The 12,313-nt window shown below is 62.0% G+C and carries 14 protein-coding genes; 5 read left to right on the plus strand and 9 right to left on the minus strand.

Annotated elements, in window-relative coordinates:
• Window positions 1-225 precede the first annotated feature (225 nt).
• From olsB to ACVTFQ_RS00230, 5 genes are all read right to left on the minus strand, one after another.
• Window positions 226-1,101, minus strand: a complete 876-nt coding sequence (gene olsB / locus ACVTFQ_RS00210; RefSeq protein WP_111561582.1) for a l-ornithine N(alpha)-acyltransferase — start codon at window positions 1,099-1,101, stop codon at window positions 226-228.
• 109 nt (window positions 1,102-1,210) lie between these two features.
• Window positions 1,211-3,478 (minus strand): hybrid sensor histidine kinase/response regulator, encoded by a 2,268-nt coding sequence (locus ACVTFQ_RS00215; RefSeq protein ID WP_111561583.1) that lies wholly within the window; start codon window positions 3,476-3,478, stop codon window positions 1,211-1,213.
• 55 nt (window positions 3,479-3,533) lie between these two features.
• Complete coding sequence (gene lspA / locus ACVTFQ_RS00220; protein WP_047507075.1) at window positions 3,534-4,037, minus strand: signal peptidase II; 504 nt, start codon at window positions 4,035-4,037, stop codon at window positions 3,534-3,536.
• Window positions 4,034-4,894: a TrmH family RNA methyltransferase gene (locus ACVTFQ_RS00225; RefSeq protein ID WP_111561584.1), complete on the minus strand. Its 861-nt coding sequence runs from the start codon at window positions 4,892-4,894 to the stop codon at window positions 4,034-4,036. The genes lspA and ACVTFQ_RS00225 overlap by 4 nt, the downstream gene beginning before the upstream one ends.
• Window positions 4,891-5,994, minus strand: coding sequence for a class I SAM-dependent methyltransferase (locus ACVTFQ_RS00230; protein ID WP_111561585.1), 1,104 nt, complete (start codon window positions 5,992-5,994; stop codon window positions 4,891-4,893). The genes ACVTFQ_RS00225 and ACVTFQ_RS00230 overlap by 4 nt, the downstream gene beginning before the upstream one ends.
• A gap of 117 nt (window positions 5,995-6,111) precedes the next feature.
• Here ACVTFQ_RS00230 and ACVTFQ_RS00235 point away from each other — a divergent pair, with 117 nt between their 5' ends.
• Both ACVTFQ_RS00235 and ACVTFQ_RS00240 read left to right on the plus strand, forming a co-directional pair.
• The gene (locus tag ACVTFQ_RS00235; RefSeq protein WP_111561586.1) at window positions 6,112-6,564 is read left to right on the plus strand and encodes an SRPBCC family protein; all 453 of its coding nucleotides are present in this window, start codon (window positions 6,112-6,114) and stop codon (window positions 6,562-6,564) included.
• A gap of 62 nt (window positions 6,565-6,626) precedes the next feature.
• Window positions 6,627-7,064, plus strand: coding sequence for a GNAT family N-acetyltransferase (locus ACVTFQ_RS00240; protein WP_018898209.1), 438 nt, complete (start codon window positions 6,627-6,629; stop codon window positions 7,062-7,064).
• A 5-nt stretch (window positions 7,065-7,069) separates the two neighbouring features.
• Here ACVTFQ_RS00240 and ACVTFQ_RS00245 read toward each other — a convergent pair whose 3' ends face one another.
• From ACVTFQ_RS00245 to sppA, 4 genes are all read right to left on the minus strand, one after another.
• On the minus strand, window positions 7,070-7,975 hold the full coding sequence (locus ACVTFQ_RS00245) for a S1C family serine protease (protein ID WP_018898210.1): 906 nt from the start codon (window positions 7,973-7,975) through the stop codon (window positions 7,070-7,072).
• Between the two features lie 168 nt (window positions 7,976-8,143).
• Entirely contained in the window at window positions 8,144-8,476 is a 333-nt protein-coding gene (locus ACVTFQ_RS00250; protein ID WP_111561588.1) for a LapA family protein, read from the minus strand.
• Window positions 8,477-8,597: 121 nt separating this feature from the next.
• A complete protein-coding gene (locus ACVTFQ_RS00255) occupies window positions 8,598-8,897 on the minus strand; it encodes an integration host factor subunit beta (protein WP_018898213.1) in 300 nt (99 codons plus the stop codon).
• A gap of 29 nt (window positions 8,898-8,926) precedes the next feature.
• Window positions 8,927-9,877: a signal peptide peptidase SppA gene (sppA, locus tag ACVTFQ_RS00260; RefSeq protein WP_111561589.1), complete on the minus strand. Its 951-nt coding sequence runs from the start codon at window positions 9,875-9,877 to the stop codon at window positions 8,927-8,929.
• A gap of 210 nt (window positions 9,878-10,087) precedes the next feature.
• On the opposite strand from sppA, the gene lptC reads away from it, so the two are divergent.
• From lptC to lptB, 3 genes are read left to right on the plus strand one after another with little or no spacing between them, the layout of a single operon-like run.
• Entirely contained in the window at window positions 10,088-10,753 is a 666-nt protein-coding gene (gene lptC, locus ACVTFQ_RS00265; RefSeq protein ID WP_111561590.1) for an LPS export ABC transporter periplasmic protein LptC, read from the plus strand.
• A gap of 11 nt (window positions 10,754-10,764) precedes the next feature.
• Entirely contained in the window at window positions 10,765-11,382 is a 618-nt protein-coding gene (locus ACVTFQ_RS00270) for an LptA/OstA family protein (RefSeq protein WP_111561591.1), read from the plus strand.
• Window positions 11,383-11,419: 37 nt separating this feature from the next.
• Window positions 11,420-12,202: an LPS export ABC transporter ATP-binding protein gene (lptB, locus tag ACVTFQ_RS00275; RefSeq protein WP_047507090.1), complete on the plus strand. Its 783-nt coding sequence runs from the start codon at window positions 11,420-11,422 to the stop codon at window positions 12,200-12,202.
• Window positions 12,203-12,313: the final 111 nt, after the last annotated feature.

Here is a 12,313-nt window from a genome sequence, read left to right on the forward strand (position 1 = left end):
TAATGGGGTGAGGTGGCTACGGGTGAGGGTGTGCCGTGTGGCCCCCTCATCCCCGGTGCAGCAAGCTGCACCTGAACCCTTCGGGCCACCTTCTCCCCGTGGGGGAGAAGGGGAGGTCGGCGCGAGCGGCCAGCCCCGAGTCTCTTCTCCCCGACGGGGAGAAGGTGCCGGCAGGCGGATGAGGGGGCTACACGGTAGAACGCTAACTATAGGTAGTTATGCCAATCAGCTGGCAAACCGCCCGGCATCGGCACCGTAATAATTCACATACCGATCCGAAATGCTCGCGATCGGCAGAACGATCAGCACATCCGTCGTGTTGAATGCCTTGTCGACCACGGCGGTGGAGCCGACCATGGCGCCGAGGCGCAGGTAGCCCTTGATCAGCGGCGGCAGCGCCATCAGGGCGCGCTTCGGATTGACGGCCTCGACCGGCATCAGGTCCATGTCGCGGGCGAGATGCGGTAGCGCGTCGACGGCCCACTCGTCCTTGGCTGCGACGTTGTGGCGCAGGAAGGAAAGCGCCAGCGCATGCTGTTCCGGGTGAATGCCGGGGAAGGAGGCGCAGCCGAACATCGCGCTCATGCCGTGCTTCAGCGCATAGGCCCAGTTGCCCTGCCACAAGAGCTCGACGATGCGCTTGGTGCGGTAGTCCGGTAGCACGCAGGAGCGGCCGAGCTCCATGAAGCGCTTATCCGGATGGCGCGCGATCAGCGTGTCGATGTCGAATTCGGAAGCCGAGTAAAAGCCGCCATTGGCCATCGCCACATCCTGCCGCAGCAGGCGGTAGGTGCCGACGATCTGGTCCTCGCTGTCGCCCTCGATCGAGCGATCGAGCACCAGAAGGTGGTCGCAGAAGTCGTCGTAGGCGTCGAAATCGCGCTTGCGGCGCATCGCTTCCGCAGGCAGTTCGGCCTTCATCTCGTCGACGAAAACACGGTAGCGCACGGACTGTGCGGCATCGATTTCGCCAGGCGTACGGGCAAGGCGTGTCTCGAGATTGCCGATCCGGCCGAACACGTCGCTCTCGATCTGTTCGGCTTTCCGCGCAGGGGGAAGAGCCTCGACGAGGGTGTCACGGTTGCAGATATCTACGGACATGACGAATCTTTCATTGCCGGCTTTAGGACGCCATAAAACACTTATATGCGACAGCAAAGTGACATTTTAAACCCCCAGATACGCAAGAAACACATGGGTGGCGGTGGAGCTACAGTGCTTCTGCGCGACGTGCCGAAAGCGCGGCGACAGCCTGAACTTCCGTCAGCAGCCGTATGGGGTCTATGGGTTTCAGCATGACGCGGTTTGCCCCGTTCAGCAAGACTTGACGACGCGATTCATCGCGTTTGTCGGCGGTCAGAACGATGATCGGCACCGAGGGAACCTCAAGCCGGCGCTCATGGCCACGTAGCCGGCCAATCATTTCGATCCCGTCGCCGCCGGGCATGGAAAGATCGCTGATCACGATATCCGGCCGCACGCTTCCTTCCGCCAGCGCCGCGTCGAGCAGCGCTTCGAAATGTTCGACATGCTGCACGCTGTGGCCGGCTTTTTCGAGCATGGCGCGGATCAGCATGGCGTTGATCGGATCGTCTTCGGCGAGCACGATCTTCAGCCCGCCCTGAATGCCGGCCTCCGGGATGCCGGGGCTGAAGCCGGGCTGGTTGTCGTTGAGCGCGTCGCGCTTTTCCATGCCGCGCATGCGCCCGCGCAAGACGTCGATCAGCGACTGTTCGCGCAGCGGCCGGATCAGCCAGGCGTCGAAGAGATCGAGCGAATGGGCGTTGCGCTCTTCCGGGTTGACCAGGAAGATCTTGCGCAGGCCAAGGGCTGCGATATCCGTCCGGTCGGCGAGGTGTGCCGCGAATTCGGCCGACATGCGGTGGTCGACGATGATGTCGGTCGGACGCCGTCCGTTGGCCGCCATGTCGAGCAGGATCCAACGCGCTGTCTCGCCATCCTCGACAAAGTGGCACTGGCCGCCGAGCGTGCGGATGGTCTCCGAAATCGCCATGCGCGCGGCACCGGCCGGCGCCAAGAGCACGACGAGATTGCCCGAAAGCAGCGTGTCGCGGCGGGCCGCGGGCTCCTCGTCCCCTTCGGTACGGAAGCGGATGCAGAATTCCGTGCCGGTGCCCTTTTCGCTGGCGACCGTCAGCGCGCCGCCGAACTCGCGCATGATCCGCGCCGAGATGGCAAGGCCAAGGCCGGTGCCGTTGCTCTTCTCCACCATGGTGCCCGCCTGTTCGTATTCGCCGAAGACACGCGCCTGCTCTTCTTCCGTCATGCCGGGGCCGGTGTCGGTGACCGTGATCGCAAGCTCGCCATCCTGCAGCGACACGCGAATGAACACGCCGCCGACCTGGGTGAATTTCACCGCATTGCCGATGACGTTGAACAAGACCTGGCGCAGACGCGCCGCGTCGAAATTCATCAGCTCGGGAACATCCGACGACACGGTAGAGCCGATCTCGATGCCCTTCTCGTGGGCGCGGTGTGCGAGCATCTCGACGACGCTTTCGAGCAGCTTGCGCACCGATTCCGAACGCGGGCGCAGCTGGAAGCGCCCGACCTCAATGGTCGAGAAATCGAGGAGATCCTCGACCAGCTGGGTCAGCGCGTGGCCCGACTGGCGGATGCCGGTCAGGTAATTGTCCTGCTCCTGCGTCATCCGAGTCTCGGTCAGAAGATGCGTCATGCCGAGAATGCCCGAGAGCGGCGTGCGCAGCTCGTGGCTGACGGTCGCAAGCAGTCGTGATTTCGAGGCGCTGTTGAACTCCGCCTTCTGCCGCGCCTCTTCACGCTCCTGGGCAGCGATGCGATCGGCCGTCACGTCGCGGGCGATGCTGTGCAGCAAAAGCTTTCCGTCCGAGGGGTTGCGGGTGACGACATCGCGCCAGAAGAAGATGCGCTGCCCCTCCGGCGTCGACATCTCGACATCGTAGCGATGCGGCTCCGTGCCGGGGCGAAAGGCGATGCCGATCTCCTCGCAGGTCTGCCCGATCGGGTTCAGCCGCCCGGTCAGCCGGCGGAACATGTCGTTTGCAGCGACTATCCGTCGATCCATCGTCCGGGTCACGGTGATGTCGCCGAGCGCATCGTGGATGCTGGCGAACAGCGCCGCATCGCTTCCGCCGCGCACGGTGTCGTCGCCGGCGCGGGCCTTGATATGATGGCGACGTGTGGAGACAACGGCGAAGCAGACGATCGCGGCAAGCACCAGCCCGCCGATGCCGATCGCGACCCAGAGCAGGCCGCCCATATAGCCGAGCGCGAGCAAGAGGATAGCGGAAAGAATGCCTGTGCCGCCGAGCCAATAGGAGATCAGCTTGCGCGCCGAGGGGGCGACGATAGGGCTGTGCTCAGGGGTAGCAGGCGACATGTCAGCCGGGATCGCGGCCTGCTCATCTTGAGGATGAGCGGCAGGCGCGCCGAAGGCAGCGGCAAGCTTCTCGTGTAACTGACCCAGTCCGACCATAGGTTCAAATTAGCACGCCGGCTGTTCCAAATGCCTTCAGTAAACTGCTAAGATTTTACTTATCGGCGGTCTTGGGTTGCAATAGCTCGTCCAAAATCACGCATCCCGCGCCGATGGTGATGAAACTATCGGCCAAGTTGAAAACCGCGAACGACCATGTCTCGGTATAGAACAGGATGTAATCGATGACGTGTCCATAAAGGAAACGGTCGAGGAGATTGCCCAGCGCGCCTGAGATGATCAGTGCGTAGCCGAGATGGGCAAAGGTGCGCTGCTTGCCCGTGCGGTGCCAGAGCCAGAGCACGAAGGCGACGATGATCAGCCGCATGCCGACGATGAACCACCCGTCCATGCCTGAGAGCATCGAGAAGGCGACGCCGAGATTGTAGGTGCGGTAGAGCGCCAGCATCGGGATGACGTGGACCGCCTCTTGAAGCGGCAGCGTGTGATCGACCACGATCTTGATGATCTGGTCGAGCACCACGGCAAGAACGACGAAGATCAGGATCGGCAGCGGGCGCGAAAACAGCGTCGGGCGGTCTAGCGTCTGATCGGTCATTTGGCCTCGGTGAGTGAGAGAAGGTGGCGGCGTGCCTCAAACATCATGACGGCGCTGGCGACCGCCAGATTGAGCGAATCCGCCAGGCCCTGCTGCGGAATGCGGGCAAGCGCATCGGCTTCGCGCGCAAGCTGCTCCGGCAGGCCGGATTGCTCGTTGCCCATCAGGATGACAACGGGCTTCGTCTTGTAGTCGATCGTGCGGTAATCGACCGAACCAGCCAGATGCGTGGCGACCAGCGACACGCCCGCCTGCTTCTTCCAGGCGATGAATTCCTCCGGCGTCGCGCGCGACACAGGCATGGCGAAGACCGAACCCATCGTGGCGCGTACGGTCTCAAGCGAAAACGGGTCGGTGGTCTCGCCGACCAGGATGACGCCGGAAGCGCCGGCCGCGTCAGCGGTGCGGATGATCGTGCCGAGATTGCCGGGATCGCGAACCCGGTCGAGCGCGATCCACGTCTCGCCCTTGGCCGGGCGAATGTCGCGGAGCGGCTTCCAGCGGTTTTCGAACACGCCGACCACCATCTGCGGATTGTCGCGGCGGGTGATCGAGGAGAGAACCTTTTCGCTGACCTCGAGCACCAGCCCGCCGGAGGCGACGGTCTTTGCCGCCATCTGCTCGACCAGCGGCTTGCCCTTGGCGGCCTTGGCGTAAACCAGCGTGCGGATGGTCCAGCCAAGCTCGATCGCGTCGATGACGAGCTTCAGGCCCTCGGCCATGAAGGTGCCGCTCTGCTCGCGGGTCTTCTTGTCGCTGAGCGCCTTGATGTCCTTGATGATGGGATTGGCAAGCGAGGTGACTTCCTTCACCTGGCCGACCCTGCGCGGACCGTTGTCGCGGTGTTCGTGGCTCATTTCGGCACCCAGCGGGAAAAGAGGGATGTGGAGAGCGCGCGGCCCGGCGTGTTGCCATCAAGCCCGGCTTCGCGGATCACCAGCTCTCCGGATTCGACCACGCCGCCGGCTCCGCGCATCGTCTCGCGCATCAGCTCATGGATGGAATAGAAGCTGGCGCGGATCGAATAGGCCGTCAGCACGAGGCCGACAGCCTTCGGCGACAGGATCTCGCGGCAGATGTCGAGCATGACGGGCAGGTGCTCGAACAGATGCCATACCTCGCCATTCGGGCCGCGGCCGAACTTCGGCGGATCGGTCAGAATGATGTCGTAGGTGTTGCCGCGGCGTTCCTCGCGCAGGATGAACTTCATCGCGTCTTCGCAGATCCAGCGGATCGGTGCCTTTTCGAGCCCGCTCATCGCCTGGTTCTCTCGCGCCCAGCCGATCGCCTTTTTGGAAGCGTCAACATGCGTGACCTCGGCGCCCGCGGCAGCCGCGACAAGCGAGGCAACGCCGGTGTAGCCGAAGAGGTTCAGCACCTTCAGCGGCCGGCCGGCGGCTTCGACCTGCTGTTTCATCCACGTCCAGTGAACGATCTGCTCGGGAAACACGCCGACATGGCGAAACGAGGTGAAACGCCCGAGGAAATCGACGCCGAGAAGGTTGAGCGGCCAGGTCTCGCCCAGCGCTTCCTTGGGAAAACGCCAGCGGCCGGTGCCTTCTTCATCGGTATCGCCGGTAAAGGCGGCATCGACCTTGTCCCAGACGTGTTTCGGAAGCGATGGCTTCCACAGCGCCTGTCCTTCCGGACGAATGATCCGGTAGGGGCCGTATTGCTCGAGCTTTTCCCCATTGCCGCTATCGATCAGGTGAAAATCGCCGGCGCCGAGGGATTCGAGAATGATCGGCACGCGTTCGGGCGGGCGTTCCCCGGTGCGCTCCATCAATGGGCGCTCCATTGCCGCGGGCACGGAGGCGGGCTCGCGCGCGGCCTGTTGCGGCGCTGCGGGTCTGTTCGCGGGCTTCGGCGGGCGGCTGTTGCCGCGCTCGTCGCCGCGTCGTCCACTGGCGGGGCCGGTGCCGGATTTCTGGCCCGGCCGGCGTTCTTTTTGTCTCAACGTGGTGTTCCGCGTGCTGATTTTGATAGAGCCCGTGCAAATAGCATCCCATTTTCACCTTGGCAAAGCGCTTTCCCGCCGCGATATGTTCGACAAGGTGAAAATGGGAGGATTGTGATGCACTTCGTCGGACAAGAGCGGATCACCGCGCCGCGCGATGCCGTGTGGGCCGGCCTCAACGATCCCGATATCCTCAAGGGATGCATACCCGGCTGCCAATCGCTGGAGTTTACGGGTCCGAACGAGCTCGTAGCCACGATCAGGGTCAAGATCGGCATGGTGCCGCTGACCTTCACCGGCGAAATCCGCGTCTCCAACATCGATGCACCCCTGAGCTACACGCTGTCTGCCGAAGGCAAGGGCAGCATCGCCGGCTTCGCCAGGGGGTCGGCCGATGTGACGCTCGAGGACGACGGCGGCGAAACCATCCTGCATTATCGCGCCGGCGCCGATGTCGGCGGCAAGATCGCCCAGCTCGGCGCCAAGCTGATCGATTCCTCGTCGCAGAAGCTCGCGCAACGGTTCTTCTCCGATTTCAATGCGGCGGTCAGCGCCAAGGCAGGCGAATAAAAGGCCGCTGCCGCCCAACGAGGTAATTGGCAGCCCATCCCGTCTCGGCTACATCCATAACCATGCAGTGGACCATCCGATCGCCAGAAAAGGCCGACCTGGAAGAACTCGCGGATATCTATCTCGCGGTGCGTCGCGACACCTTCACCTGGGTCGACCCGCAGGTTTTCCGCCACGAGGATTTTCACGCGCACACGCAGGGCGAACTTCTGTGGCTCGCCGAGATGCCGGATGGCGAGATCGCGGGCTTCATGACGCTGTGGTCGCCCGATGATTTCATCCACATGCTCTACATCAGGAAACAGTATCGCGGCCTCGGCATCGGCCAGGCTCTCCTGAAAGCGCTGCCCTACTGGCCTGACAAGACCTACCGGCTGAAGTGCCTAGACCGCAACGAAAACGCCAAGGCCTTCTATCGCGCCCGGGGGTTCGTGGTCACAGGCAAGGGCTCATCGCGTGAAGGCGAATACGAAGAGATGACCTTCTTCCCCGAGCGCTGATCGGCTTACTGCATCTGCGGCTTGCGCAGGAAGCTGTTGCGATCGGCCGAGCGCACGCGCAGCCACGCCTCGCGGCCGTCTCTCAAGATACGCATGGGAATCTCGGCGCCGGCGGGGCCGCTGCTCCAGATCTTGCGGTAGAAATCGGCCAGCCCATCGACCTCGCCATCACGGATTTCCGAGATGACGTCACCACGCTTGAGCCCGGCCTGATCTGCAGGACTACCTTCCGCAACGCTCATCACGATCACGTCGCCGTTGCTTTCGGCCGAGAACGCACCGAGCCACGGGCGCGCCGGCTTGTTGACCTGCCCGCGGGTGGTCAGGTCGTCGAGGATCGGCGTCAAAAGATTGATCGGCACGATCATGTTGATATCCGCCACCTCGCCGCCCTGGCTCATCTGCAAGCGCAGCGAACCGATGCCGATGAGCTTGCCGTCGCCATCTACGAGTGCCGCTCCGCCCCAGGAGGGGTGTGCGGGCGTGGTGAAGATCGCTTCGTCGAGCAGATATTCCCAATATCCGGCAAATTCCTGCTTTGCCACGATCTTGGCATCGACGAACTCACCGATCCCGTCGATCAGCGTCACCGATTGCCCAAGCTCGGCCAAGGTGGCATCGCCGAATTCCAGCGCCGGCAGGTTGAGAGGGCCAAGCGCCTGAAGCAGGCCGAAGCCCGTTTCCTGGTCATAGCCGAGCGGATGCGCCGCGACCACCCGTCCGTCATGGGCGGTGAGCCACACTTCCTCGGCCTCGGTGATCAGATAGCCGATCGTCAGCACCAGGCCGCTGTCCTTGATGACCACGCCGCTGCCCTCGCGCCGGGTGCCGAGCGTATCGGCGGTATAGGCGTCATCGGGAATGATGCCGCGGACGGCGACGACCGATTTCAGGATCTGATCTGTGTTCATGGTTTCATCCTCATGAAGCGACGCGCTGAGGCAGTGAAACTGCTTTGGGAGAAGGGCGCAGCGGGTTCTTTGGACATAGCTATGAAGACAGATGGCGCGGTGCAAGGGCTTGGCAAGCCGAAATCGCCGCGCGCATTGATGTCAGGGAAGGCTGAAAAGCGTGAATTCTTACCGCGACGGCAACTGTCCGGCGATTTCTTCCGAGCGCGCCTTGTGGCGGTCGGCCTCGCCTTGCCAGCGGACGGCTTCCTTGGCTTCGCTGCGCGCGCGCTTGCGATGCTTGCCCTGGTTCATCCAGGTCACCGCCGAGCCGGCAAACATGCCGATGATGAGCGCGATGAAGAGGAACACGAAAAACGGCGCCGAGACCGACAGCACCTGATCCTCCGGCCGGAACGGATTGAACGCCAGCGTCACGCTCTGGCGGTTGGCAACGCAAAAAATGATCAGGATGATGCCAAGCGGCAGCAGGATCAGGAGGTTGATAATCTTCTTCGCCATCGCAGGCCTCCACATGCTCACGCACGCTCATGGTAAGCGGCGCGTTCTTTCAGCCACAGGATAGAAAAGACCTCGTGAAGTTCAAGTGCGGTTTCGCCGCAGCCGGACCTATAGGCGGCGATCAGTCGTCCTGATCGGCCTGTCCCGGGTTCAGCCGCTCGCGCAGCTCCTTGCCGGTCTTGAAGAAGGGGACCCACTTCTCCTCGACGAACACCGTGTCGCCGGTGCGCGGGTTGCGGCCCGAGCGGGATGGACGGTTCTTGACCGAAAAGGCGCCGAAACCGCGCAGCTCGACGCGGTTGCCCGCCGCCAGCGCATCGGTGATCTCGTCGAGAACCGCGTTCACGATATTTTCCACATCGCGATGGTAAAGATGCGGGTTGCGAGCCGCAACTATCTGCACCAGCTCGGACTTGATCACGGTGGCCCCCTTAAATTATTGATTTCTTATCAATCATGGCCAACCTGCCAAACTGAAACGAGCCCGTCAAGAAGCAACTTCTGCGGCAGAATTCCCGTGAGGTCCTGGCTTCTGGCGAGATCGCCGTAACCGAGAAGCGTGAGGATCTGCGAGGCCGCGCCTGCAAGCAGGAACGGCGTGCTGCTCTTCTTGTTCCAATCGATCTCGGGCAGGTCCTTGCTGACGTTCTTGGTGGCCAGATAGGCGCGGATTTCGTCGTCGCCGCCGAGCTGGTCGATGAGCTTCATCTTCAGCGCCTGGCGCCCGGTAAAGATGGTGCCGTCGGCGAGTTTCAGTACGTCCTCGCGCGGCAGCTTGCGGCGATCGGCCACCAGATCGACGAACCAGGCATAGCTGTCGACGATCATGTTGTTGATCATCGCCTTGGCTTCTTCGCTGGCCGGATGGAAGGGCGAGGGCTCGGCCTTCAGCGGCGAGGATTTGATCTCCTCCATCGAGACGCCGATCTTGTCGAGCAGCGGCTTGACCTGCGGATACTGGAAGATGACCCCGATCGAGCCGGTGATCGAGCTGTCGCCGGCGATGATCGTGTCGCCTGCTGTCGCGATCATGTAGCCGGCGGATGCCGCAAGCGTGCGGACGTCGGAAACCACCGGCTTCTTGGCGGCGATTGCCCGGATCGCCTTGAAGATCCGCTCGCCGCCGTAGGTCGTGCCGCCGGGAGAGGAAATGGAAACGACCAGCGCCTTCACCGCGTCGTCGTCCTTGATCTTGGCAAGCCGCTCAAGCAATTCGCTGTCGTCGGTGATCAGGCCGGAGATCGTCACATGCGCGACATGAGGGCGCCGGTTTGCATTGTCGGCGAACAGAAAGCCGTAAATAGCCAGCGCAAGCGCGAGAAGAAGCAGGACTGCCACCACGCGCCAGAAGCCGACCTTGCGGCGCAGCGTGCGGCGATCTGCGATCATGGAGCTGTCCATATATTCCTCCGGTCGGCAAGTCTGACGCAACTCTTCTTACGTAGAGTGCATAGATATGCGTTAACGCTGTGTCGATTGGTTTTGCGGTTTTCTTGCTTGTTGCAGAAAAAAATCCATATTGGCAAGTCAGTGTAATAATGCGAAACGAACTGTGATCGGGCGAAAGCGCTCCCTATATACGCCGTCCTATCATCGACACGGACCGAACGAATGCTCAACACCTTGGATAATGGCGGACAGGCTGCCTATGCGAAGCCCGCCCAAAGTGCCTATGGCGCCGCGCGGTTTCACTCCGCCCGCGTTCGCCGGCTGAAGGTTCTGCTGCCGGTCGCGGCCGTGATCGTGTCGCTCGCCTTTATCGGCGTGTCGGTCATCCGCACCTATCTGCCCGAGAACATCAAGATCGAAGGCGCCAAGATCGAAAACGGCAAGGTCGTGATGCTGAAGCCGGCGATCGCTGGCCGCAATGCCGCTGGCATCAACTACTCGATGCTCGCCGAACGGGCGCTGCAGGACATCAAGAATCCGAACCTGATCTCGCTCGAAACCGTCAAGGCGGTGGTTCCGGTCAAGGACGATCTGGTCGCCCGCGTCGAGGCGACGACCGCCGATTACGATCGCGCGACCGACAATCTGAACATCACGTCACCCTTCGTCATCAACATGAGCGACGGCCTGACCGCCAAATTCCAGACCGCGCAGGTCGATGTGAAAGGCGGAAAGCTTACAACCAGCGACCCTGTCGACATCAAAAAAGATGGCGCATCGGTTGTTGCGCGCTCGCTCAAGATGACAGATAAGGGACGGACGATCACATTCGAGGGGAACGTTCGAATGAATGTGAACCCCACCGCTATCCGCAAACAGGGCACTTAACCCGGGTCACCATGGCAAAAGATTGTCGCATTTCTACCCGCAAGGCGGGCGCAGTATTCACGAACGGTGCGCTTGCACTCCTGCTGTTGGCCGGAGCCGCGATGGCGCAGGCGACGACCAGCCAGATGAGCGGACTGAAGCTCAACAAGGATCAGCCGATCCAGATCGAAAGCGACAAGCTTGAGATCCACGATCAGGATCACACCGCCGACTTCACCGGCAACGTGAAGGTCGTTCAGGGAACGACCACGCTGCAGGCCGGCCACATGACCGTCTTCTACAAGGCAAAGGGTGCTGCCGATGGTGCCGCGCCTGCGACCAAGGCGTCGGAAACCACGACGCCGACATCCTCGATGTCGTCGGGCAACACCGACATCGACCACATCATCGTGACGAACAAGGTGTACCTCACCTCGGGCACGCAGACCGCGACCGCCGATAACGGTTCGTTCGACATGGCAAAGCAGCTCTTCATCCTGAAGGGCGACAAGGTCGTTCTGACCGATGGCGGCAATGTCTTCACCGGCTGCCAGCTGACGGTGCACATGGAAACGGGTCAGGCACAATTGGACAGCTGCGGGGGGCGCGTCCAGATCCAGCTCGATCCTCAATCCCAGAAAAAGAACTGACCCCGGCTGCCACGTGAAATTATTCTCGCTATCGAATATGTTCGGCAAGACCGGGCAACAGGCCGCCGCAGATGGCGCCGTTGACAAGAGCCGCTATCAGGGAACCCTGATCGCGCGCGGTCTGACGAAGACGTACAGCACCCGCCGCGTCGTCAATGGTGTGTCGCTGGTCGTGCGTCGTGGCGAGGCCGTCGGCCTGCTCGGCCCGAACGGCGCCGGCAAGACGACCTGTTTCTACATGATCACCGGCCTTGTCCCTGTCGACGAAGGCACGATCGAGATCGACGGCAACGATGTGACGTCGATGCCGATGTATCGCCGCTCGCGCCTCGGCGTCGGCTATCTGCCGCAGGAAGCCTCGATCTTTCGCGGGCTGACGGTCGAGGAGAATATCCGCGCCGTTCTCGAAGTGCATGTGAAGGACAAGGCGGCGCGCGAAAAGAAGCTCGACGAGCTGCTCGACGAATTCCACATTCGCAAGCTGCGCAAGAGTGCCGCGGTCTCCCTGTCCGGTGGTGAGCGCCGCCGCCTGGAAATCGCCCGCGCGCTGGCGACAGATCCGACCTTCATGCTGCTCGACGAACCCTTCGCGGGCGTCGATCCGATCTCGGTCTCCGACATCCAGAACCTCGTCCATCACCTGACGGCGCGTGGCATCGGTGTCTTGATCACCGACCACAATGTGCGCGAGACGCTCGGGCTGATCGACCGCGCCTATATCATCCATGCGGGCGAAGTATTGACGCATGGCCGGGCAAACGACATTGTTAACAATGCCGAAGTCCGCAGGCTTTATCTCGGCGACAACTTCAGCCTCTGATCGCTTATCTTTTTTTGATCGCGAGCCCCTTTGATCATGGGGCTCCCGCAGCGGAAATTCACCTTCCCGCATAGTTCCGCTTGACCAAATAGAATAAAAAAGCAATTTTTG

Source organism: Rhizobium sp. O111, from assembly GCF_055616315.1.

Coding starts and splice junctions, on each gene's coding strand:
- olsB (WP_111561582.1), bottom strand. CDS start 1,101: ATGTCCGTAGATATCTGCAACCGTGACACCCTCGTCGAGGCTCTTCCC.
- ACVTFQ_RS00215 (WP_111561583.1), bottom strand. CDS start 3,478: ATGGTCGGACTGGGTCAGTTACACGAGAAGCTTGCCGCTGCCTTCGGC.
- lspA (WP_047507075.1), bottom strand. CDS start 4,037: ATGACCGATCAGACGCTAGACCGCCCGACGCTGTTTTCGCGCCCGCTG.
- ACVTFQ_RS00225 (WP_111561584.1), bottom strand. CDS start 4,894: ATGAGCCACGAACACCGCGACAACGGTCCGCGCAGGGTCGGCCAGGTG.
- ACVTFQ_RS00235 (WP_111561586.1), top strand. CDS start 6,112: ATGCACTTCGTCGGACAAGAGCGGATCACCGCGCCGCGCGATGCCGTG.
- ACVTFQ_RS00240 (WP_018898209.1), top strand. CDS start 6,627: ATGCAGTGGACCATCCGATCGCCAGAAAAGGCCGACCTGGAAGAACTC.
- ACVTFQ_RS00245 (WP_018898210.1), bottom strand. CDS start 7,975: ATGAACACAGATCAGATCCTGAAATCGGTCGTCGCCGTCCGCGGCATC.
- ACVTFQ_RS00250 (WP_111561588.1), bottom strand. CDS start 8,476: ATGGCGAAGAAGATTATCAACCTCCTGATCCTGCTGCCGCTTGGCATC.
- sppA (WP_111561589.1), bottom strand. CDS start 9,877: ATGGACAGCTCCATGATCGCAGATCGCCGCACGCTGCGCCGCAAGGTC.
- lptC (WP_111561590.1), top strand. CDS start 10,088: ATGCTCAACACCTTGGATAATGGCGGACAGGCTGCCTATGCGAAGCCC.
- ACVTFQ_RS00270 (WP_111561591.1), top strand. CDS start 10,765: ATGGCAAAAGATTGTCGCATTTCTACCCGCAAGGCGGGCGCAGTATTC.
- lptB (WP_047507090.1), top strand. CDS start 11,420: ATGTTCGGCAAGACCGGGCAACAGGCCGCCGCAGATGGCGCCGTTGAC.